This window comes from Fictibacillus barbaricus (assembly GCF_014635025.1).
GTDB lineage: Bacteria > Bacillota > Bacilli > Bacillales > Fictibacillaceae > Fictibacillus > Fictibacillus barbaricus.
This window is the reverse complement of the sequence record NZ_BMCE01000002.1, coordinates 1,051,925-1,076,778: the sequence shown is the minus strand read 5'-3', so window position 1 is coordinate 1,076,778 and position 24,854 is coordinate 1,051,925. Positions and strand designations below refer to the sequence as shown.

Sequence of the window (24,854 nt, the reverse complement as noted above, 5' to 3'; positions counted from 1 at the left end):
TATGGTTTTTTTATATAATATATAGGGTAAGATAAAGTTAAAACCTGGTAAGGAGGGATAAGTTATGCTATCAATGACAAACCATGACGAGCTAACAACGAAGCCTTTAGATCTGCCAGTACCACGATACGTGCTAAAAGAACAGACATTAGCCGAACAAGAAAAATGTAAACCAGAATTCGAACTAACGTCTTTGAATCCAAAATAAAAATAATCAGAAAAAGAGCGAAGATCAGGCTTATGATCTTCGCTCTTTTTCTTTTTTGAGAGCACACAAAGGATATCCATGTCCAATTGCCGAACCCTTCTTGTAGAAAAAGGAGTGGTGAACAATGCCTTATTGCAAAGTAACAAAAGCCAATATCTATTATGAAGAATACGGAACAGGAACACCGATCGTGATGATTCACGGGTTCTCTCCTGACCATCGCCTGATGAAAGGGTGCATGGAACCGATATTTCAGGAGATGGAAGGATACAGACGGATCTATCTTGACCTGCCGGGAATGGGCAAGACGAAGGATTATAAAGAGATCCAGAACACAGATGAAATGTTGGAAGCCGTGATTGAACTAATCGATAACATGCTGCCGAAGCAAGAGTTCTTAATTGCTGGAGAGTCTTATGGGGGGTACATAACAAGAGGAATTATCGCCAAAATGCCTGAACGGGTAAGGGGGGCAGCGTTCATCTGTCCGATGATCATCCCGGCGCATGCAGATAGAACATTGCCTGAGCATGCCAACCTGCAAGTTGATCATGACTTCCTGGCAACCTTAACAAAAGAGGAAAGGGAAGACTTTAGCGGCATTCAAGTCGTGTTGAACGAATACAACTGGAAACGATATAAAGAGGAAGTTGTAGCAGGATTGAAGGCAGCAGACCCAGAGCACTTAGAGAAAATATCCCGAGCTTATGGATTCACGTTTCCAATCGACCAGATTGAGTTTCTAAAGCCATGCGTATTCCTTGTAGGAAGACAAGATCACATTACGGGCTACCATGATGCTTACAATATCCAGGACAAATACCCACGAGCTACACTTTCCATACTCGATACAGCAGGGCACAATTTACAGATTGAGCAAGCAGAGCTTTTGAATGCACATGTTAAGGAATGGTTGAATCGAGTAGAGTGTTATAGTAAACAAGCATTAAAAATGAATACTTGAGATCAAAAAGGCACTCTGAGGAGTGTCTTATTTATTTGGAAAAAAATAAAGTTTTATCTAAAAAAATTCTTGAAAAGCATCGCATGCGCAGACACTTTTTCGTACCATAAGATCATTTGGTACGGAAGACCGATTCAAGTCATGGATTTTGATTTTATCTATGATGCGGTCCTTGTCGGAAAACGTATAAAATAAACTCATTAAGTCTCTTACATTATGCGATATTTACTTTCAAAAGTATCATTTTATAGGCATAAAAGAACTCGACTTTTGTTCGAAGCAGAGAAAGTATGATTAACAGAATATTACTAATTATCTATTTACAAATTATACCTAAATAATATAAATTGGCAGAGTAACATGGTTATATGAACCGCGGTCCAAAAATAACCTAACCAAAAAGCATACCTGACACGTTCTGTGTAAACGTATGGGAAGCTAGCGGGAAGGAGGAGGACATGTGTAATAACAACGGGATTAAGCCATGGGAACACGCAGGAATCACTGTTCTGTCAAGATTTTACGCGTAGGATTTCGACATTGATCACTTTTTCAGGCAAAGATCTAAAAATAAAATGATACGGGAGTTGATGAAATTGCGAGGAAAAGTTTCTCTTTTCATGATATGTTTTCTTGTTATTGCAATGGGATTTACACCAGTAACGGCGGGAGCAGCAACCGCGGCGTATGAAGAAAAAGATTATACGATTAAATCGTTCCACTATTTAACGGTGGATGGGAATGATATTGATTCCCAAGCCAAAATCAATAACACATCTGACAATGACATAAAAGTAACCATGGTATTGCCTAAACAAAATAAAGAGGGAGATTGGTTGGCTTACGGATTTACAAGCATGGAAACGTTGGAGGCATTTATCGAAAAAGATAAAAAGAGACTGCAAAACAAAATCGATATCATGGGCAGCGGTTCTTGCTGTACCGATTTTTATGAACATAGAAATAAAGGCGGGCAGTATATTTATTGGAGATACGGGTTTACAAACTTGTCTTCCAGTTGGAATGACAGAATTTCCTCTTTGAGTACGGCGTCACCTTCCTCAAGCTATTCTACGACACTGTGGGAGCATACATCAACTCAAGGGTATGGCAAAGGAGTCTTATTTAGACACTCCGATTGGTATGGTAAAACTGCTAATATGGCTTCGGATTGGAACGACAGGGCATCGGCTATTCAAATCAAATAACAGAAAAAAACTACTTAGTAGCAGTGTTACAGCTTGTAGACAAAGTATCATGTCTACAAGCTTTTTTTATTGTAGAATATTTTACGAAGAAATCCGAATATATCTATGATGAATACTACGATCAATACATATGCCCGCAAGCCATGTCCAGTGTAATAAAGTATGAAAGGCCTTAAAAAACAACCCCATCTCAAGTTATTTGGGATGGGGTTGTCTACGTTCTGAAAGGACATGATTGTTTCCGTCCTTTTTCATTTATATTATCCTTTATTATCAAGATAATGAATAGCTTTCTTTAACCTTTGTAATCCTTCAATAACTTTTGAGGAAGGGCAGCCCACATTCATTCGTATGAATCCTTTTCCATTCTTCCCATACATTTCACCAGGCATTATAGCTACTTTCCCATGATGAATCATTGCTTTTTGCAGCTGTTCATCACTATAAGGTAGATCTGAAATATCAATCCAAGCGAGATAGGTCGATTCAGGTACATGAAAATGAGCAGCTGGGAGATGTGTATCAAGAAACACTTTTACAATTTCCATGTTCCCTTTAAGATATGCATTTAAATCAACTACCCATTGATCACAAGTAAGGTAGGCAGTCATCAAAGCAATTGCACCTAGTGTACTTGTTGAAGAAAGTCCATCCTTATTTTTTAAAGTCAGGAGGAATTCCTCTCTTATTATTTCGTTTGGAATAATGGTATAGGATCCGCCTAGTCCAGGTGTATTAAAGGTCTTACTTGCAGATGTACATATACTAATATTTTCCAAATATTCACCAGCAACTTCTACAATTGGAATATGCCTATTTGGTTTTAGTACAATATCCATGTGTATTTCATCAGAAATAATATATACGCCGTGTTTCTTGCACAATGAAATGATTTTATTTAATTCATCTCGAGTCCAAACTCTTCCAGTCGGATTATGAGGACTGCATAATATCAATACTTTAGCTCGGGGATGGGCAAGCTTTTCATCTAAATCCTGAAAATCAATAGAGTATTTGTACTTCTCATAAATTAACTTGTTTTCTGATAAGACGCGCTTATTATCCTTAATTAGTTTAAAGAAAGCATCATACGCAGGAGTTTGGACGACAATATGATCTCCTTGGTCTGTAAGTTGTTCGATTAACTTTGAAATCGAATAAATGACTGAGGGACTATAAGCGATCCAATCTTTATTTATAAAGGAAGAAAACCTCTTACGGTACCATTCTTCAATAGAACCTTTAAACTCCTCATGATTCCATCTTGTATAACCGAATATTCCGTGGTCTATTCGATTTTTTAATGCTTCAAGTACCTCTTGAGGGACTTTGAAATCTGTATCTGATATAGAAAAAGGCAAAAGATCCTTTTCTCCAAATCGATCTTCGATATAGTCCCACTGTGTGCAAAAAGTACCTAATCTGTTTATTTCATCATCAAATGAATGTTTCAATTCAATCAAACCTTTTTATACGATTTTGTCTAGTTGAGCTTTTACAGATGTAACTTGAGGACCAAAGATAACTTGAACATTATGCTCATCAAGCACAACGACACCAAGTGCCCCACACTCTTTTAAAACGGGCTGGTTTACTTTACTTATATCATTAACGACAAGACGTAACCGAGTAATGCAATTATCTAGTGAATCAATGTTCTCTTTTCCACCTAACGCGTCTAGGATTTTAGGAGCATCGTATTTTCCTTTTTTAGTACTTGTGACAGCGACTTCTTGAGTAACATCTTCAGTTGCTTCTCGACCCGGTGTTTTTAAATTAAACTTTGTAATCGCAAAACGGAACACCGTGTAATAAACAGCAAACCATACAAGCCCTACTGCAATTACTAGATACCATTTCGTATACGTACCTTGTAAAATACCAAAGATTAAAAAGTCTAATACTCCGCCATCTGTGTTTCCGATAACTACGCCCAGTAATGACATGACCATAAATCCTAATCCGGTCATAATAACATGGATACCATATAATACTGGAGCGACGAATAAGAATAGAAACTCAATCGGCTCCGTAATCCCTGTTACGAAAGTCGCGAGAACTCCTGAAATCAGCAGTCCTTTTATTTTCTTACGATTCTCTGGCAGAGCCGTATGATAGATCGCTAGTGCAACAGCTGGTAATCCAAACATGAAGGTAGGCATTTTTCCTTGTGATAAGAAAGCTGTTACTTCAGGGCTGATTGCTGCCCCACTTTTTAATTGTGCATAGAATATATTTAGTGCACCAGAAATCGTTTGACCATCAACTACTTGAGTACCTCCAGCTTCTGTAAAACGAATCATAGCAACTAAAATATGATGTAAACCAAACGGAAGTAATAATCGTTCTCCAGCACCAAATAAGAACGGGCCAAACACACCTGCTTTTTGAATGATAGATCCTATTCCGGCAATCGCTAACGCAAAAATTGGGCAAATAATAGGAATTAATATACCGACAATTGCTAATGTAAGTGAAGTAATAATAGGGACGAAACGTGCTCCTCCAAAAAAGGCAAAGGAGTCAGGCAACTGAATTTCATAGAACTTGTTATGAAGTAGGTAAACGATAATACCAACGATAATTCCGCCTAGAACTCCCATTTCTAAGGTCTGTATTCCTAATACCATTCCTTGTCCAGCTTCACGCATTTGATCGGCTTCAGCTAGCTGTTTGGTTTCGTTTAAGTAAAAGTTAATAGATAAATGCATGATGACATAACCAATAAATCCTGAAAAGGCAGCCACTCCTTTTTCATACTTTACAAGACCTAAGGGGATGGCCATCGCAAATAGTACTGGTAAAAAGGTAAAAGCAAAACCACCGATTGTAGACATAAAGCTAAAGATAATTTGTAAAATTGGATTTCCTAAAAAGGGAAAGGTTTCGATTGTAGTAGGGCTGGTAAATGCACTTCCAATCCCTAAAAGCAATCCCATAAATGCCAACAGTGCTACTGGCAACATGAAGGTTTTCCCTAAACCTTGAAAGAACTCCCAAAAATTAGACTTCTTGCTTTTTTTCATATTGGACTCTCCTTTATAAGGTATCTCTCGTAAACACAGATTTAGATTAGCTGGTATGCTGAGTTGTTGCAATCGCTTTCAAGGTTCTTGTAAGAACCGTACATTTTTTGTAACATGCTTACATTTTAAGGACTTATCGCAATAGGGGAGTAATCTGTTAAAGTTTTTATTACAAATAAAAGAGGCCACTAGTTTAACTAGAAAGCCCTCAAGATTTCTTGTTCATATAGGTTAAGATCATCAAATCTAAAAGGATGCTTAGAGGAAATCTAGAGCTCATATCTAGATCACCATAATAACCATTCATAATTTGAGCATGAAACGTTAAATCAACCTCTTGTTGTAATCTGCTATTTTGTCTGCCTACAACCGCAATCGTTCTTACATTTCTTTCTTTTAGGATATTTGCATATTCGAGAATATGTAACGTTTCTCCACTAAAGGAAACAAGGATGGCTAAGTCTTGTTCAGTCAGACTATTCGCTACACATCTCAATTCATCCCAATCCTCGCGTGCACTAGATATTTTTCCTGAAAAAGTTAGTTTTCTTGCCGCTTCCACACATGTAGGGTGTGAAGCTCCAACTCCAAAGAATTCAACAAAGTTACTCTCTTTTATAAAAGATGCTGCTTTTTGGATTTGTTCTTCATTGATAGATTGCAGCGTCTGATCCATTTCTGCTTTCATTCGATCTATTTGAGACAACATGGTAGTAGAGGAGATTACATGTACCTCTTTATCCTGATCTACATATTTACTTAACGTATATTTTAAATCCTGAAACCCATCATAACCTAGTTGCTTACATGTTCTGCTAATGGTAGCAGTTGATACAAACAGTTCTTTTGCAAGTTCATTTACGTTTAACTTGATAACTTTATCGGGATTAATTAATAGATAATCTAAAACCTGTTTCTCTAATTGGCTTAACCGGTCTCTATGCTGCGACAATCGTTTCAAGAATGTTTTCATCTTCATCACCACACAATATGATTCATTTTATATAGCATACCCAAGAAATACTTTAATGGGTAGTCTTTAAGCGACATACTTTGTTTAAGAGTAATCCTTGCGTAGCCATCGGGTATCAGAAGCTTCCAAGCCTCCCGTAAATAACGGACAGGGTTGCCAATAAGATTTTATAGTATTTTTGTCCTCTATTTCTTTATGAATAGAGGATTTTGTATTTATTTGTAAAAGAATATCTAAAAACCTAGAATGCAGGCGATATTAAAAAATTAATATGTGGAGGTGTACGAGAAACTCCTTAAACAAAAGGTTTTTGGTTTAAAAATAGAGAATATGAACTAGAGTGGAAGAGAAGTCAAATCAGGACTTTTAGGGGGAATTGATATGAAAATAGGAGTAATATCACCATATCCTGAATTCACTAGTTTAGTAAAAGACATTTCAGTTGATATGGATGTTCCATTAATTGTAAAAGAAGGTGCATTGCAACGGGGGTTAGCCGCTGCAAACTTATTGGTTGAGAAAGAAAATATAAGCGTCATCATTGCGCGTGGACCGACGGCTGATCTTCTTGAAGACAAGTTAAATGTCCCGATTATCAAAATTACTGTTAATAATTATGATCTGCTTAAAACCTTTCAAAGTGCGAAACAGATTTCTTCTACCATTATTTTTATTGATCATCATGAAAACTATTCCTTATATGATATCCCTTTCATTGAAAAGCTTTTTTCTGTCGACATTATCCTGAAACAATATAATGATGAACAAGAAATTGCAGATATTATGAAAGAGATGAAAGAAAAAGGTCTCCACAAGGTAGTAGTGGGTACTGCTCATTGCATGGAAAGGACCGCTAAAAAATTAGACCTTTATTGTTTCGTAATAAAATCTACGAAAGAAGTTATGATTGAAGCTTTACATAGAGCGTTTGATACTGCTCGGCTTTATGAACGAGAAAAATTGAGACAGCATCACCTGCAAACGATTATTTCTCATGCTTTTGATGGTGTTATTGCAACAGATGTTCAAGGTATCATAAGCGTATTTAATACGGTTGCTGGTGAATTACTGGATTTAAAGCCTGGTGACATGCTCGGTAAAGAATTAAGAAGAATGCATCATCCTAAACTTAAAAAGCTATATGGTAATGGGTCAGAAGTAAATAAAAAAATTACGAGTTTTGGTAATGATAGGTATGTAGTTAATAGAATTCCATTAGAAGGTGAAAGTATTGTTATCACATTTCAAGAAACCAATAAAGTGATTGAACAAGATTCACAGCTTAGAAGAAACCTTCATAACAGAAGGTTTTACGCAAAGTATTCATTTTCCGATATTCTTTGCCAGAGTGATTCTATGAAAAAGGTGATTGAACTATCCAAGTTCTACAGCAAGACTGATAAAAGTGTTCTAATAACTGGAGAAAGTGGAACAGGAAAAGAATTGTTTGCCCAGAGTATACACAATGAAAGCAATCGGACGAACGGACCGTTTGTTGCAATAAACTGTGCTGCTCTGCCAAAAGATTTACTTGAAAGTGAGCTTTTCGGGTATGAGGATGGTGCTTTTACAGGAGCTAAAAGGGGCGGAAAGCCTGGTTTGTTTGAAATGGCGCATGACGGTACTTTATTTTTAGATGAAATCGGTGAACTGCCAATTGATTTACAAGCAAGGCTTCTCCGTGTTCTTCAAGAAAAAGAAGTGATGAGAATCGGTGGAGAAAAGATCATTCCTATAAACGTTCGAATCATTTCAGCCACCAATAAAGATTTAAAAGCCTCTATACAAAAAAATGTCTTTAGAGAAGATTTGTACTTCAGACTAAATATATTAAGGATCATTATCCCACCTCTTAGAGAAAGAAAGGAAGATCTATTTATACTTATTAACCATTTCTTGCATAAAAACGGAGAAGAAAATTATTTATATGATGAAGATTTTCTCGAATTTATCAAAAACTATGATTGGCCAGGAAATGTTCGTGAATTAGAAAACGTTATTGAAAGAATGACCACTGTAGGCAAAGTATCTAATGATATAAAGAAGATTTTACTTGACCAGCCCGTTTTTAGTGTAAAAGAAAAAATGAAACCTCTAATGGAAAGCAATTGTATAGAATTAACAATTGGAACTTTAGAAGAAATGGAAAATCAAATTATCCATTATTTTCAACAATCCTATAAAGGTAACAAGCAAGAAATGGCTGAGAAATTGGGTTTAAGCAGGACGACATTATGGAAAAAAATAAAGAAATTAGACAACCTTTAACATGTATGTTCACTTATTGAACAGCAATGTTCAAAAAACAAACACTGTATGTTCAGTAAATTAACTTTTAAAAAAGTCTGCTCGATTAGAGCAGGCTTTTTTGTCGGTTTTAAATTTGGCATAGAACTTGCATCATAATAAATTGTAAACAAAAATGGGAGGGATTTAGATGAATTCAGATCACTTTTTACATCCAACACAACCTGGAGAAGTAAACTTCGAGAAAGTAAAGTACGAGAAGAAAGACATGATTGCCACAATTACGATCAATCGTCCAGAAGTTTATAACTGTTTAAACTTCCAGACATTAAGAGAAATGACAAGAGCATTCGAATTAGCTTCTTGGGATGATGAAGTTGGTGTAGTCGTACTCACAGGTGCAGGCGATAAAGCATTTTGTACCGGTGCGGATATGAAGGAGCAAAATAACGATATCCTTGAACGACCACGGAACTATTGGAAATGGATGGGCGTATTCATCGAAGCTCATGAAAAGTTACTGAACATCGGAAAACCAACGATTGCTAGATTGAATGGTATTACGGTTGGCGGTGGAAACGAATTTAACATGAACTGTGATTTAGCTGTCATGGCGGATCATGCTTACATTCGTCAAGTGGGCAATTCCCATGGAAGTGTGGCAGCTGGTGGGGCAACACAGTGGCTGCCAATCATGGTCGGAGACAGAAGAGCTAGGGAAATCCTCTGGCTAAATGAGGAAATTAGTGCAGAAAAAGCATTGGAATGGGGCTTGGTGAATGAAGTGGTTCCTATGAGCCAATTAGATGAAGCTGTAAACCGTATGGCTCAAAAATTATTAAATAAGCTTCCCGAATGTGTTCGTTATACAAAAGAACAAACGAATTACTGGAAGAAAATGTCCCTAAACCAGACTGTCGGACACGCGCGTGATTGGCTGACTGTCCACACAGGAGCGTTTGAAACGCACGAAGCTATGAGAGCATTTAACGAAAAGAGAAAGCCTGACTACATGATGCTTAGAAACCGTGCAGCGAATGGTGATTCTTCTGAGCATTTATGGGGCGCTCCTATGGTGGAATGTCAGGAATGTGGAACAAAAGATCTTCCAGAACACTTTAATCATTGCGGAAAGTGCGGCAGTCCGTTAACAAAGTAAACAAGAATTCCAAAATTGTATAGGGGGTTTTAATGATGAGGCTTTCAATTTCTGAAAGAATTGCCGGTTGGTACAGCAGGTATTTTCCTCATGATTTTATCTTTGCTATTATTTTGACCCTATTGGCCATCTTAAGTGCTTATGCATTCACTGCTAGTTCGTTAGGTGAAGTATTGGATGCTTGGTTTAACGGGATTCCAATGTTATTTACTTTCGCATTTCAACTTATGTTTACGTATGCCGCTGCCCTTGTGTTAGTTGACACACCAGTTGTACAACGATGGATTATTAAAGCAGCAAACACAATTAAATCCCCGATGGCTGCCTATATGATTACTGGAATTTTAGGAGCGCTGACTTCCTTTTTGGGCTGGTACATCGGACCAGTTGTAACTTCTATTTTTGCCAGAACGGTAGGAAAACAAATTAAAGGTGTAGATTATCCTCTTTTAGCTTCAATTGCTTATTCATCTTTTACTATCTCTTTAACCGGTATCTCAGGAACGATTCCGCTCTTTGTTTCAACTGAAGGAGAACTTAACAATCAATTATTTGGTGGGATTATCCCTTTAGATCAAACAACATTTTCAACGATCAATATTATTTCTTGTTTCGCCATTGTAGCTGTTACCACATTGATCTATTACTTTGTTGCCAAAAACAAGAAACAGGTAACTTCATTTCAGGATTTAGCAATTGAAAATGAAGAGGTGGCAAGCAGCGTTGAACCTGAAGTCGGCTCAGTTTATCACTTGAAGGAAAAATCCTTTGCTGACAAAGTAAATGATTTCAGGCCAATGATACTAGTAATAGGGTTAATTGGGTTTATCTATCTTTTCTATTACTTTTCAAAAAACGGCATGGCAGGATTAAATTTAAATACTGTCGCTTTTATTGCACTTGTTATGGGCTTGCTTGTACAGAAAGATGCCGTAAGTTATTCTAAGTCATTCTCCAAAAACCTAATTTCAACAGGGTCAATTGGCCTTCAATTTCCTTTATACGGTGGAATTGCGTCAGTATTAATGGTTTCAGGATTAGCCGGTAAAATTACAGATTATATTGTAAGCGTTTCCACAGAAGGTACTTTTCCAGTACTCACCTTCTTGGTAACTGGTTTTATAAACCTGTTTATTCCTTCTGCAGGTTCTCAGTTTACGGCAACTGCCCCATTTTTTATCCCAGCTGCAGAAGCACTTGGAGTGGAGATGCCGCGAGCTGTTCTTGCCATAACCTATGGAGATATTTGGACTAATTTAGTTCAGCCGTTTTGGACCTTGCTTTATTTTCCTATTTTAGCCGCAGGTACAAGGCTGCAAGTAAGAGATTTCTTAGGATACTGTCTTCCTATTTTATTAGCAGTCGGTGTTATATGGATCCTAGCTTTAATGTTCCTTCCTATTTAGTAATGATAGCTAGAAAGGTGGTTAAAAAGTGAGTATTCCGTATTACCATAAAACGATTGACTGGAATAAACTCGTTTCTGAATATGAGCCTCCATTGGAGTTTATAGAAGGAACATGGAAGTGGAGCCGAGACAGAATTGAGCATACTCAATTGGAAAGGGTTAAAGAGACTCTAAGAAAAGGAAGCGAAATACCTTTTTACCAGCTTCTGTGGAAAAAACATGATTTCTCCCCAGAAGATGTTCAAACACTGAATGATATGTATAAGATTCCAATCTATACAATCGAAAACATTAGAGACAGCATTGAGCGAAAACCCCCTTTTGGCGATTACCAAAGATATCATTTTTCAGATGGGACACATACTCCGTTAAGGTTCTTTACAAGTGGTGGAACGACTGGAACACCTAGGCCAACCATCTATTCTCAATGGGATAGAGAGGTCGGTGCAATTCTTAGTGCACGAACGTTCTATTTACAGGGAATCAAACCGGGGGATGCGGTTATTAATGCCTGGTCTTATTCAACCCATAATGCTGCATGGATTATGGATCATGCTCTTTGGCACTGGTTAGGGTGCACTCCGATAACTACTGGAACGGGGAACGTTACTCCTACTGAAAAGCAGGTTGAATTTGCCAAGACGTTTGGGGCCTCTGCTATCATTGCGACTTCTGATTATTTGCTTCATATTGCGGAAACGGCAAAAAAGATGGGTTATGACCCGAAGACAGATTTTAACTTAAGAACGTTATCTGCTTTCGGAAATACAGCACCGGTGGAAGAAGCATTTGGGATTCCGGTATATGATTCATATGCTTTTCATGAAGTTCAATATGTAGCAGCTGAATGTCCTGCTAAACAAGGACTTCATATCTTTGAAGATTCATTCATAGTGGAAGTCGTTGATTTTGAAACAGGGAAACCGCTTCCTCCAGGGCATCGAGGAAATATTGTAGTAACGGCGCTTTATAAAACGGGAACGCAGCAGATCCGTTATAACATTCAAGATATTTCTGCTCTTTATGAAATGGTTCCTTGTGCATGCGGCAGTCTTCATAGACGGATGGAGTACTTTCAAGGGCGTAGTGATACGATGGTTAAACTTCGCGGGATCAATGTATGGCCCGAAGCTTGCGGTAAAGTCGTTTCCGAAGATATTAGAACAAATGGTGAGTATTACTGTTATGTGGAAAAAGTAAAACCTGAGGGAAAACCCACAAGAGATGAAATGACCATATTAGTTGAAAAAAGAAAAAGAGATCAAAACGATGAATTGCTTAAACAAGAACTGGAAGAGATCTTAAAGAGAAGAATCGGTGTAAAGATTCATGTACAAGTGGTTGAAGAAGACTCGTTAAAAGAATTGACCGGGCATGGTCACAGAGCAAAGTTAAAACGGTTTGAGGATCGCCGAAAAGAGGGGATGGGTGTATGAAAGCCGTAGTATTAAACTCACATGGACCAATCGATCATTTGAACGTTTCACAAGATTACTCACTGGATGATCTTAAGTATGGAGAAATAAGAGTAAAGATCAACTATTGCGGGTTAAACCATCTGGACTTATGGCTTCGGCGAGGAGGAACAGGCGATAAATTATCACTTCCTCGAATACCAGGAAGTGATATTGTAGGCACGATTGAATATGTAGGGGAAGGAGTTTTTAATCTTTCAATCGGAGATACCGTCTTAATATATCCTGGTACTTCGTGTGGAGAATGTGATGAATGCAAGAAAGGAAGAGAGACTCTTTGCCGGGAGTTTAAGATTATCGGTTACCACATTGATGGCGGCTATTCCGATTATATTCATGTTGCTGCAAAGAATGTTGTAAAGATCGAAAAACAAAATTTAGAAGCATGGGCTGGGGTCCCCGTCTCCTATGTCACTGCATGGAACGGCTTGGTAACGAAGGGAAGCTTAACCATGTTTGATACTGTTGTTGTCTGGGGTGCAGCTGGCGGACTAGGTTATGCAGCACTGACAATCTCTGAAGGGTTCGGAGCAAAAACAATTGGAATAGTAGGTTCTAAAGAGAAAGAAAGATTCTTGAGGGAAAGGGGTTATAAAGGGCATATCGTTGTCAGATCAGACAACTTACAAAAAGAAATTAGAGAACTAACGAATAACAGTGGCGTGGATATTGTCTTGGACCATGTCGGCCAAGAAACATGGAAAGAAAGCTTAAAGATGCTTAAACGCGGAGGGCGGCTAGCGTTCTGCGGGGTAACAACCGGCCATCAAGCGGTAACAGATCTTCGGTACATCCTTGGAAAACAACTTGCCATCCACGGTTCATGGATGGGGGATCTAAATGATTTTAAAGAAGTTGTACAGTTTATCGAAGTGAATGAAAACCTTCCTTATATCTGGAAAGTTTACAACCTTGAAGAAGTACGGGATGCCCATCAAGTGATGGAGGAACAAAGGCACGTTGGAAAAATCGTATTAAAAGTGAATGAAGAGGAACAGATCCAATGAGCGTAAATCATATTCTTGTTGTCGGTTCAGGTGTCATGGGTAGAGGTATTGCTTATTCAGCTGCATTGGGAGGATACCAAGTAACATTAAGTGATATCTCTCCAAGTGCGATAGAAAATGCACAAAATGAGATCGAACAGTTATTTGCAAAAGACGTTGAAAGAGGAAGGATCTTATCAAAAGAAGCTAAGGATGCTTCAAGTCGTTTAACATATTCTACTGCCCTTCAGAACAGCGCTGCATTGGCAGATTTCGTAATAGAGGCAGTACCTGAAGTAATGTCAATTAAGAAGGATATTTTTGAAAAGCTGGATCAATATACTCCTTCTCATACAATTTTAGCCACAAATACATCCACAATGAGTCCAACAGAGATCGGTTCTTATACAAAACGTTCTGATAGAACCATCGCCATGCATTTTTTCAATCCCGTTCATAAGATGAGACTTGTAGAAATCATACGAGGACTTGAAACAAGTGATGAAACGTTGCGAATCACGCAAGAGGTAGCCTATCAGATGGGCAAAGAAACGGTAGGAGTTAACGAGTTTCCTGGTTTTGTTACAAGTCGGATTAGCAGTTTAGTAGGGAACGAAGCATTTAACATGCTAATGGAAGGTGTAGGAACTGCGGAAGAGATCGATAAGGCTATTGAGCTTGGATTGAACTATCCAATGGGTCCTTTTAAACTCGGAGACATGGTCGGTCTGGATACTAGGTTGAAGAACCTGGAATATCTTCATAAAACCCTTGGGGAAAAGTACAGACCAAGCCCTCTTTTAGTAAAGTATGTAAAATCAGGCAGACTAGGAAGAAAAACAGGCAAGGGCGTTTACAATTACACTTGAATGTGAAGGAGAACGTCTATGAACTTTGAATATTTGCTGTTAAACGTGGAGGATTATGTGGGCACGATTAAGGTTAATCGCCCCGAGAAAAGAAATGCAATGAATTCTGAAAGCTGGATTGAACTTCGTGATGCAGTTAACTATTTTAATCAGCTAAATGAAGTAAGAGTGATAGTCATAACAGGAGCAGGAGATCAATCCTTCGTTTCAGGAGCTGATATCGAATGGTTAAGAGAACGGCAGCCACTTGATATCTATGGATCAGCTGTACAAGATGTCCTTTTATGTGTTTATCAATCGAAAAAACCAGTGATAGCTGCAATTAATGGCTATGCATTAGGCGGAGGATGCGAGCTGGCGACTGTTTGTGATTTTAGGATTGCCAGTGAGCATGCCAAATTTGGTCAGCCTGAAATAACTCTTGGTATTTTGCCAGCAGGAGGAGGAACGCAGCAGTTAACAAAGTTGATCGGACTTCCAAGAGCAAAAGAATTAATTTTAACAGGAAATATTATTGATGCACAGAAAGCCTATGAATACGGTTTAATAAATGAAGTTGTACCAAAAGAAAAACTAAAAGACAGGGTTAGAGAATTTGCACTTAATCTGACAAAAAAACCTCCTATAGCATTAATGCTGGCTAAGATTGCACTTAATGAAAGTGTAACATCAGATTTAAATGCAGGACTGGCACTTGAAAAATCATTACAAGCTATCCTCTTTAGTACACAGGATAAGATTGAGGGTACTACAGCTTTTTTAGAGAAAAGAGATGCACAATTTATAGGTAAATAATAAATTAAATGACCTTTTTTTAGGTCTCTTTTTTTTGTAATTAGAATCTAGACATTACTTTTTTTGGTAAACATTTATTGGTATACTTTAAACTATACATAAATAAAGAGGAGAAAGCTCTGATCCTTCAATTAAAACTTAATTATGACTTTGATCAATGATAAATATTTGATTAGAAATGTTATGTGTGTACAGGGTTTTGCAAATGAGTATATTTATCAATGGACCTCTGAAATAACTAAATACAGGCTACATGTACATTTTGAAAGAAAACTAAATAAATAGCAGTAGGTGATATTATCAATAACAAAAGGTGTATAAAATGTAGTATTCAAATTCATTATACCGATTGGATAATTTTAAAAGAGATGTCTTTGTTACCGATTTGTGATAATTGTTTACTTGCTGAAGATCAAAGTAATGAAATCAAAGAAAAACAGAATATTCCATCCTTAAATAGGATAATTAAATTACCTCAGAGAAAAAGGTAGTTTTATCTTTGATGAAAACACGCAAATAAGCGTGTTTTTTAATTTCCTTAGTAAAACAAGTTCGTTAAAGTACACATTTACGAACAGAAAAATCCCATTTAAAATTAATTAGTCAAGTGTACCTATATGTTTTTTTATCAACGTTATACTTTTTTTCTAAGTTTTTATAGAAAATTGATGAAATATTGTTTTGGATTGTTCAGTCTAAGTAAGTTTGTTATCCAGAGAAGAAGAATTGACCAGGGTAATAGGCGTTCTTCTCTACTTATAAGGCTAGTTATTACATCGTATGAAAGGGTTGGATTGATATTATCTATATCCACAGCTGAAAAACGGATTTACTGCAATTAAATCTAAATATGTGCAATTTAGCTTTATTATTATGGAGAACTTTATCAACCTAGTCACACTTCTTCCAGAGCCTAAACATCTACTAAATTGGGATTCCAAGTGATATTCAATTATCCAGCTTTTATTTCCGTTGTTTTTCCATTTTTGTAAGAGTAAAATAAAAATAAAGTAAGAGGACCTAATATGAGGTGACGTCTTGTGAAGGTAAAGCTTTTTTATCGTACTCAGAGGGAGTTAGCTACTGCATTAAATCAATTGGTTGATGCATATTGGAAAGAAGAAATCGAAGAGCAAGAATTGATTGTTGGAGTAAAAAATATGTATGAAAACAATCTATACAAGTTAAGAAAGGGTAGTAGGTTTACTAAGGTTATAGAACAGCAATGTGGTAAAAGGCGATTAGAAGTAGTAGTAAATATATTAAAATTATAATAAATACTAACGTACAAACGTAGAAATTTAAGTAGAAGTGGTATTTTTTCATGGTGGTTAAAACTAGTTTTATTAAAAACAAAAACCAAAATTTGTAAATATAAAGGAAATGATATTTATGCGATTTCAAGATAAAGTAAATTTACTTACTTTACGTGTCTGTGTTGGATACTTAGGGGAGTTACATCACAATGTTTTGAGATAGCAGCTAAGAAATATTTTGAATTAATGTCCTATAATGACTTGTATAAAATGTACAGAGATTATCCTGATAGAATGGCGAGAGTAACGCAATTTTATGCATAAGAATAATTTTTAGACACCAATTGGAATATCCATAATTGGTGTTTTTACTTTTTTAATAGATTAATAATTTTTGTAGGACCACTTTAAATGGAGAGAAAAGCATTTAAAGTAGCACTGATGTTGCGAATCATCAGTGCCATGCCAAAAAACTAAAAACCATCGTAGAGTAAACGAATACCAAGAATATTATTATTTAGTCCTTATTTCATATTATTCAAAACTAAATTAAATAAGTCGATAATTATTATGACGAATAAAAATTATCCCAAACATCAATGTTGACACAGTTTTAAAAGAGAGTAGTTGTGATTGAAACACTCACTGTAGCAAAAATTGTTTTAACGTAAAAGAAAGTATAATTTATAGACAAAAAGAGAGGAGAAATATGGCTAATATAATTAAGTAAGCCATATTAATACAACTATGAACACTACTGAAATCGAATCCAATATTACCACACTTGAAAAATGGCTTGAGACAAAAGCTGTTGAAGACATAAGCTTATTAATAAAGGAAAACTTAGAACAATCATTTACCAAACCAAGTCTTAACCGCTTTGAAAAACGGTTAAAAAACGAAGTTTTTGGATCGACGATAGTATTCAGAGTTGAGTCTTTTGAAACATTTAATGATAAGAATAAAATTGAAAGACTTAAGGTCAATGCAGTTGTTATGCAACCTTCTAAAACAGGTTATACAACCTGTTCCCATCCTATAGATGCTTCAAAACTATGGTATGTATCATCGGTTATCCAATCGAATCGATTTAGTGAAGAATTAAAGAGAGGGATACTTTTTTTCGCTTCTTTTAGAGCAGCTTATGATGATAAACATTTGGCTGATCTGATCACGTTTGATTTAAACTCTTACAAAGAAATTGAGCTATCATTTACTGATTTACTTAAAAATTTTGGTGGAAATCAACTCGTCGAAGCAGCTCAGGACATTTTTGGAACAGATGTTGAAAAAGTAATTGCGGAAAAGTTACTTCTGGCATCCGAATCGACATGGACATCCCTTGTGACGAGCGAAAAAGAAATAACCAAAAAAAGGCTCTCATTGGGAAAACGTGAAAAAGCATATGAGGAAAGATTACAAGTATTAGAAGCAAATGAGAAAAGATGGATAAAAATATTGGAACGAACTAAAGAAATGATTCGATTAGAAACAGAATATGAATTAAAAAACAATATTGTACCAGAAGAACATGAATGGGATAACGGTACGATAATAAAACTATTGCAGTCTCTTATCTATCATAACTCAGATGATGATTTGATTTATGACCCTACTATTATTGAATCCTTTTTGAGAGGACTACAGGCTAATATTCTTGTAGTTTTAAGTGGCCCTTCAGGAACAGGGAAATCTAGTTTGGTAACGGCTGTTGCAAACACCTTAAAAGGAGCAAAATCAAAAATTATTCCTGTTCAATCCAGCTGGACTGATACACAGGATTTACTTGGGTATTTTAATCCCTTAGAAAAGCGTTTTGTTGCTTCACCATTTTTAGAAGCTTTGTCTGAAGCACAAGAAGATAGTGAAAACCTATATTTTATATGTTTAGACGAGATGAACTTAGCACATGTTGAGTATTATTTTTCAGAGTTCCTGAGTGCAAGGGAACAGGAAAATCCCTCAATCAGACTTTATAGTAAACGATATTTCTTAGATGCATGTCGTTTGATTGAAAATACTGACCTTAGTGAAGATATCAGCATTGAAAAAAGAGAAAAATACGAGAACGCTGCAGAACTGGTTACCCGTTATCCACACCTGTTTCAAATACCAAAAAATGTTCGTTTTGTCGGAACATTAAACATGGATCATACAGTAAAACCTTTAAGTCCCAAAGTAATAGACCGCAGCCTCGTAATTGAATTAAATCATCCAGAGAATAGTAGAGAGATCGAGGAGGTATTATTAAAAAATCTTCAAACTGGTTATATAAATGTTACTGTTGAACAGTTTACAAAACAAGTTCAGTCGACTGAAGACGTTGTGGAGTATGCAAATCAAATTATGAAACTGAATTCTGAGATTGATTCTATACCTAACGCACGATTAAACAGCCGCGGATATAAGCAATTGGTACAATATCTGACTAGAGTATCAAACATAGAACCTACTCATATTGATCAACTACTTTGTACAAAACTATTGCCGCGAATAGCTGTATCAAGAAGAGATGAAAATGAAATAAAGATTTTAGAAGATTTTTCTGGAAAAATTTTGATTTATCCAAAGGCGTCCCAAAAGTTTGAGTTGATGCACAAGAGTCCTCGTACGGTTCAATTTTGGTGATAATGATGAACTTATATCAAATATATATTAGAGAATCTGTACCTGAACATAGTACTTCAAGTTTTCTGTATGAAGAAATGGATTTAGAAGTTTATGATCCATTAATAAAAATAGAGCAATATTATCTGATGAATGAATACAGCAAGGTAAATAATAAAACCTTAAGAATCGGAGTATATGCTCCAGAAGCAGCTCATGTTTTTATTTCAAACGGTAATGTAAAGAAGTACCTTGTTGAATCAAAGATCCATTTGGGAATGTGGTACGAAGCTTCAAGAGGATGGTATGAAGAAGGGTTTTTGGAGCGATCTGAATCCTGTTTTGGCATGAATGCTTGTGGAGAGTGGAAAGTTTCAGCTGTTAGCGATGAAGGCAAAACTCTTAATGAAAAAAGAGTAGTGGTTATACCACGAACTTTTTCATATGCCCAATACAGGACAATGCAGGCCGAAGTGAAAAGTTTGTTTGAGGGTCTTACAGCTGAACCTGAAGAAGGCAGCTACTTAAAAGAGTTGCAGATCCCTCTTTTCCGATTAGAAGAACTTGTTTTAATCCTTGAAGAATTTAAGGACTGGGCGTTAGTAATATGTAAAAATCCTTCAGAGAAATTGGTAAAATCGAAAGAAAAAATGACAAGATCTAAAATTTCAAAATGGGACAGCCATTCCATCTTAGAAGCTGCAATGTTTCCTTTCCGTGAAAAAATATTGATACAAACAAGCATAAAAGAATTGAATCTTGAAGAACATCAAATGATTCGATACATGATTGAAGCATTCGTTGAACAAGTTAAGCAGTCAATGGTTATCGAAAATTCAGCGTTGAAACAACTTGAATTTGAATTAAACAAGCGATATGAAACATTAAATGTAATCAACGGTTTAATGAAGGTTTTTATTGAAAAAAGGTGTACATCGCTTGAGAGGGATATCAATTGGTTAAAGGAACGACAGAAAAAATGGGAACACTGTGACTCAATGTTACGGATGATTTTAAGTGAAAATTTGTATATGGTAGATCCAGTAATGCCAGAATTAACACATCTTTTTTCTCAAGACCCATCCTATGGAGCGGTCTATGAACTTTATGAAAAATTTGAAAATATGGTTCCTAAAATGGATTCAGAAGAACGTGCATTCCTTGAAGCGGTAATGAGCTCTCCTCGTTTATATGAAATTTGGATATTATTGCAGCTTATTCATCATCTGAAAAAAATCAAGATTGATTGTTCAGGAGTCAGATATTCTCTGGTAGAAAAATATAAAAAAGATAAAAAAATTAGTGGATGGTTCTACCGCTTTCCTTTTGATAAGACCCGTGGTGAATTTGTCTTATACTATGAAAAATCCATTCATTTGGAAGATTCCAAAATGATAATGCCTGATTATTTATTTTTATACAGACATCATAAGAATACAAAATGGCAGGGACATGTGTTAGATGCTAAATATAAACCATATTCGGAACTCTTAAGTCGCCAACTTGAAAAAGATATCAACCATTCCGGTAAACGATATTTAAGAAAAATTCAAAACACTTCAATCATCATGAAGAGTGCAACTTTAGTCCATATTGATAACAATGCAACGAATTGGAATGTCGATTCAAATAGTTTATATCATTTAAGTCACTTTTTTGCTTTGCCAGGGAATCTGGAAAATATTCAAACATATATTAAGAGAATTCTTCATTTTTTTGGCTTGCAAAAGACCATATGCCCAAGTTGCGGTGAGAAAGCTCATTGTGAAGATAAGGTATATAAACAAACATATAAATGTCCAAATGATTATGAAGTGTGGGTGTCAAATACTTGCAGATATAAAAGGGAGCATCAGAACATAAATCATAATTTTGCTCTTATGAAATATGCGTTTGGTAATTATAACAATCAGGTCGAAAACAACTGGGACGTCCACTGCCCTGTTTGTCACAAAGACTATAATGGGAATGTACTAAAACTAGATTTATACGGGTGTAAACAGTTGTAATACTATTTCCTAATACTTAAAAGAAAGTACCACTTGCAGGTGCTTTTTTTGTTGAATCTCTTATTCTATTTTTTATACTGCATGAAACATTTGGTTATGAAAGCTACTATGAGTTCTAGTGAGAGAAGATAATTGCTTGAAAGTGAGAATATTTCACAAGCTGCTCGTCAATTCTGAAAACTGTATTCATTTCTAGATAATTTATGTTTACAAATGTAGTAAAGAGGTTCAATAAAGTAGACTATTATGGCACTGTTAATTTTTTCACTTTATACTAGTTATAGAATAAGTAAATATAGAAAAACTGAAAGAAACAAATTACATTATATACCAATGATAGCTTTCTTATTGTATAATTTTGTTAACAATACTATTGGGAGGAAGTCAATTGATTCTTACATTGTTTCACTTAACTGATATACATTTTTCTACTATATATGAAAATACTTTAATAAAAAAACAAAATAAACTCTTTAGTGCTCTTATAGCTAAGGGACGTGGTTCAGATCACATTGTTTTCTGTATATCTGGCGATATTGCAAATTTTGGGATTGATAATGAATATTCAAATATAGCACTTCCTTTTTTTGATTCATTAAAAAACATCTTTGAAGAAGAATTGAATGATATACCATGTGAGTTTCTTTTCATTCCTGGAAATCACGATTGTGATTTTAGTGATAATGAAGAAATGGATTTAAGGGATCAATTAATTAATTCAATTATATCAAAACCAGCACTTTGTAATAATTCTAAGTTTATTAAAGGGATAAGAACACAAGAGCATTTTTTGAGTTTTAAGGATTTGTTTCATAACGAATGGACAAGTTGTAAGTTAATAGGATCTAATGATCTTTTTGATAAAGTAGAGTTGAATATTAAGGGTAAGAGTATTATTTTTAATTTATTTAACACTTCATGGATTTCTACAAAAAAAGAACGGCCAGGGAATATGTTTTATCCAGTAAGTTTTGTTGAGGATTTAATTTCTTCTTATTCTGGCGATATTAATGTTTCATTATTACATCATCCTACTCATTGGTTAAACCCTAATAATAAAAGGGACATGGAAAACTTATTACAAAAACATTCAGATTTTATTTTATCCGGGCATGAACATTCTTTTACAAATGTAACACTTACAGATTGGACTACCAGAGCAATTAATTTTATAGAAGGTTCTGCCCTCCAAGAACATGGTAGCCCAGAAGTAAGTGGTTTTAATTCAATTCAAATAGATCTTGAGAGTTTGGAATTTTGTTGTAAAAAGCATACATGGGATTCAACTTTATATAAAGAAGAGGATGCAACAATTTGGAAACCATTTACTAAAGAGTTATCTGCAAAATTTAATGAGCCAACACTATTAAATATTAAACCTGAATTTGAGGAGTTTTTATATGATATTGGGATACCAATTTCACATCCGCGGGTTCCTAATTTAAAACTAAAAGATATTTATATTTATCCTAATATTGAAGAAGTATTATATCAGAAAGATGTTGAATTACTATCAACTCCAGAAGAAATACCTGAATTATTAAAATCCGACAAAGAATCACATTTCTTGTTTAAAGGTGATAAAGATTCTGGAAAAACTGCGCTAGCAAAAATTCTTTTTAATTATTTTGTAGGGGAAAAATATTTCCCTCTATTCATATCTGGTGGGGATGTTACACCTAGTCTTACCCGTAATATTGATCTATTAATTAAGAAAACTATAGATAGAGTATACGGGATAGAAAAGAGAGATTCATATATTCAATTAAAAAAAGAGCAAAGAATATTAATTGTTGATGATTGGCATAGAACCCCAATTAATAGTGCTTCAAAAGCTAGTTTTCTTGAACACGCAAATAGATACTTCAATCAAGTTATCTTTTTTTCAGAATTAAATAACTCTATTAATGATGCTATTGAAATGATTTCGAAAGAAGAAAAATATACATTAAGATATTTTGATATTATGAAGTTTGGTCATGTGAAAAGAGATGAATTTATTGAGAACTGGGTTTCTTTGGGGCAAAGAGAAACTCTTGAAGATTCTGATTTATTGAAAGAAGTAGATCGTATAAATAGGATTATGAAACCTATATTAATGCAAAGTTATGTACCTAAGTTTCCCCTATACTTATTAATAATTATAAAAACTATTGAGACAGGAACACCTCATAATTTAGACAAAAGTTCAAATGGATATTATTTTGAAATTTTAATAAAAGATTCTTTGGCAGCCATTGAGATAGAGAATAACGAAACCGACAAGATTTATCAATACTTAACTGATCTCGCATTCGAAATGTTAAAACATCCCATGAACTCTTTAACATCGGAAGAATGGAGAATTTTTCATAAAAATCATTTGCAATATTACGATATGAATGATGATCAAATTGTTTTTAAAGAAATACAAGAAAAATTGGTTAAAGAGAAAGTTATACGGAACAGTACTAAGGGATATGAATTTTATTATCCTTATATATATTATTTTTTTGTAGCCCAGAACCTAGCTAGAAACATAAATAAAGGAAGTATCAAGGGAATAATAAAAGAAATGTGCCAGAATTTACATAATAATGAATATGCTAATATTATTATGTTTCTAACACATTTATCAAAAGATTCATTTATCAAAGAAGAGGTCCTTCTGGCTGCGGAATCAATTTTTAATGACGTTGCACCATTAAAACTAGAAGAAGATGTAAACTTAATCAATGAATTATGTGAAGAACTTTCACCCCTTATTTTGCATGACGTAAATGTAAAAGAGCATAGAAAAATGCTAAATAAACAAATGGATGAGAATGAAAGAAATCAAAGACCTAATGAAGCTATGCAAGCACTTGAACAATTAGCTGCAAGTACTGAAGATGAAAGTTCGGAAGTTATTAATGCAATGCAAAAAATTGAACAATTAAATAAAGGATTTAAAATGCTAGATATTATAGGCCAGATACTTAAAAATTATTATGGATCAATGAGTGGTTCTGATAAACAAGAACTTTGCGAAGAACATTTTAAATTGGGATTAAGAATAAATCATCGTTTCATAAGTGATCTAAATAACGAAAATGAGAGTTTATTACATTATATTTCAAGTTATATCATTGATAAAGGACTTGAAAAAGATGTTCAGAAGGCTCAAAAAACAGCAAAGAATATACTATATTCAATAGGGGGCTTTGTTACTTTTAACACGATTAGTAAAATTGCATTATCAATTGGTACGGAAGATTTAGATAGAACATATCATAGGGTTAGAGAGCAATTGTCGTATAACTCTATAGATTTAATACACTTGTTTATTATGTTAGAGTGTTATGAAGAATTTCCATCAGCAGAATTACAGCGTATTTATGAGTGTAATAAATACAATAAAGTTGCATTACAGATTATTCAGAATATGATAAAAAGATATCTATACATGTTTGAAACGAGTAAATCACAAAAACAAAGGATATGTTCACTAATAGGGATCGAAATAAGCCCGAAAATGAAAGTACAATTGCTGAGTAAATAGATCAATGTAGACATAAAAAATACACAAGTAAAAAGATCTTAACGAGAAAGTTTATATGGACCTCCTTAGGTCCTATTTTTTTATGTTTATTTGTAATTTTAAAAAATTACTTTAAATATTATTGGCAGTTATATTTTTAAATGA

General features: G+C 35.0%; 18 protein-coding genes. 15 read left to right on the top strand and 3 right to left on the bottom strand.

What is annotated here, in order from left to right; translation table 11 throughout:
* Positions 1–64: 64 nt before the first annotated feature.
* The 4 genes from IEV52_RS14900 to IEV52_RS14890 all read left to right on the top strand — a co-directional run bounded on the left by IEV52_RS14900 (position 65) and on the right by IEV52_RS14890 (position 2,380).
* Entirely contained in the window at positions 65–208 is a 144-nt protein-coding gene (locus IEV52_RS14900) for a hypothetical protein (protein ID WP_188403297.1), read from the top strand.
* Positions 209–332: 124 nt separating this feature from the next.
* On the top strand, positions 333–1,172 hold the full coding sequence (locus tag IEV52_RS14895; RefSeq protein ID WP_188403296.1) for an alpha/beta fold hydrolase: 840 nt from the start codon (positions 333–335) through the stop codon (positions 1,170–1,172).
* A 69-nt stretch (positions 1,173–1,241) separates the two neighbouring features.
* Complete coding sequence (locus tag IEV52_RS22595; protein WP_268234778.1) at positions 1,242–1,367, top strand: hypothetical protein; 126 nt, start codon at positions 1,242–1,244, stop codon at positions 1,365–1,367.
* A 425-nt stretch (positions 1,368–1,792) separates the two neighbouring features.
* The gene (locus tag IEV52_RS14890; RefSeq protein ID WP_188403934.1) at positions 1,793–2,380 is read left to right on the top strand and encodes a hypothetical protein; all 588 of its coding nucleotides are present in this window, start codon (positions 1,793–1,795) and stop codon (positions 2,378–2,380) included.
* A gap of 260 nt (positions 2,381–2,640) precedes the next feature.
* On the opposite strand, the gene IEV52_RS14885 is transcribed toward IEV52_RS14890, so the two are convergent.
* The 3 genes from IEV52_RS14885 to IEV52_RS14875 form a co-directional block, all read right to left on the bottom strand.
* Positions 2,641–3,834: a MalY/PatB family protein gene (locus IEV52_RS14885; RefSeq protein ID WP_188403295.1), complete on the bottom strand. Its 1,194-nt coding sequence runs from the start codon at positions 3,832–3,834 to the stop codon at positions 2,641–2,643.
* A 15-nt stretch (positions 3,835–3,849) separates the two neighbouring features.
* On the bottom strand, positions 3,850–5,406 hold the full coding sequence (malX, locus tag IEV52_RS14880; protein WP_188403294.1) for a maltose/glucose-specific PTS transporter subunit IIBC: 1,557 nt from the start codon (positions 5,404–5,406) through the stop codon (positions 3,850–3,852).
* A gap of 208 nt (positions 5,407–5,614) precedes the next feature.
* Positions 5,615–6,379: a MurR/RpiR family transcriptional regulator gene (locus IEV52_RS14875; RefSeq protein ID WP_188403293.1), complete on the bottom strand. Its 765-nt coding sequence runs from the start codon at positions 6,377–6,379 to the stop codon at positions 5,615–5,617.
* A 381-nt stretch (positions 6,380–6,760) separates the two neighbouring features.
* On the opposite strand from IEV52_RS14875, the gene IEV52_RS14870 reads away from it, so the two are divergent.
* The 11 genes from IEV52_RS14870 to IEV52_RS14820 all read left to right on the top strand — a co-directional run bounded on the left by IEV52_RS14870 (position 6,761) and on the right by IEV52_RS14820 (position 24,710).
* The gene (locus tag IEV52_RS14870; protein ID WP_188403292.1) at positions 6,761–8,647 is read left to right on the top strand and encodes a sigma 54-interacting transcriptional regulator; all 1,887 of its coding nucleotides are present in this window, start codon (positions 6,761–6,763) and stop codon (positions 8,645–8,647) included.
* A 169-nt stretch (positions 8,648–8,816) separates the two neighbouring features.
* Positions 8,817–9,785, top strand: a complete 969-nt coding sequence (locus IEV52_RS14865; protein ID WP_188403291.1) for an enoyl-CoA hydratase/isomerase family protein — start codon at positions 8,817–8,819, stop codon at positions 9,783–9,785.
* 35 nt (positions 9,786–9,820) lie between these two features.
* Positions 9,821–11,191: a TIGR00366 family protein gene (locus IEV52_RS14860; protein ID WP_188403290.1), complete on the top strand. Its 1,371-nt coding sequence runs from the start codon at positions 9,821–9,823 to the stop codon at positions 11,189–11,191.
* Positions 11,192–11,219: 28 nt separating this feature from the next.
* Positions 11,220–12,629, top strand: a complete 1,410-nt coding sequence (locus IEV52_RS14855) for a phenylacetate--CoA ligase family protein (RefSeq protein WP_188403289.1) — start codon at positions 11,220–11,222, stop codon at positions 12,627–12,629.
* Entirely contained in the window at positions 12,626–13,675 is a 1,050-nt protein-coding gene (locus IEV52_RS14850) for an alcohol dehydrogenase catalytic domain-containing protein (protein WP_188403288.1), read from the top strand. The genes IEV52_RS14855 and IEV52_RS14850 overlap by 4 nt, the downstream gene beginning before the upstream one ends.
* On the top strand, positions 13,672–14,523 hold the full coding sequence (locus IEV52_RS14845; protein ID WP_188403287.1) for a 3-hydroxyacyl-CoA dehydrogenase: 852 nt from the start codon (positions 13,672–13,674) through the stop codon (positions 14,521–14,523). The genes IEV52_RS14850 and IEV52_RS14845 overlap by 4 nt, the downstream gene beginning before the upstream one ends.
* Before the next feature lie 18 nt (positions 14,524–14,541).
* Positions 14,542–15,318: an enoyl-CoA hydratase/isomerase family protein gene (locus IEV52_RS14840; protein ID WP_188403286.1), complete on the top strand. Its 777-nt coding sequence runs from the start codon at positions 14,542–14,544 to the stop codon at positions 15,316–15,318.
* A 1,040-nt stretch (positions 15,319–16,358) separates the two neighbouring features.
* Positions 16,359–16,592: a TIGR04540 family protein gene (locus IEV52_RS14835; protein WP_188403285.1), complete on the top strand. Its 234-nt coding sequence runs from the start codon at positions 16,359–16,361 to the stop codon at positions 16,590–16,592.
* Positions 16,593–17,321: 729 nt separating this feature from the next.
* Positions 17,322–19,202 (top strand): McrB family protein, encoded by a 1,881-nt coding sequence (locus tag IEV52_RS14830; RefSeq protein ID WP_188403284.1) that lies wholly within the window; start codon positions 17,322–17,324, stop codon positions 19,200–19,202.
* 5 nt (positions 19,203–19,207) lie between these two features.
* Positions 19,208–21,190 (top strand): hypothetical protein, encoded by a 1,983-nt coding sequence (locus IEV52_RS14825; protein WP_188403283.1) that lies wholly within the window; start codon positions 19,208–19,210, stop codon positions 21,188–21,190.
* 388 nt (positions 21,191–21,578) lie between these two features.
* A complete protein-coding gene (locus IEV52_RS14820; RefSeq protein ID WP_188403282.1) occupies positions 21,579–24,710 on the top strand; it encodes an anti-phage protein in 3,132 nt (1,043 codons plus the stop codon).
* The last annotated feature ends 144 nt before the right edge of the window (positions 24,711–24,854 follow it).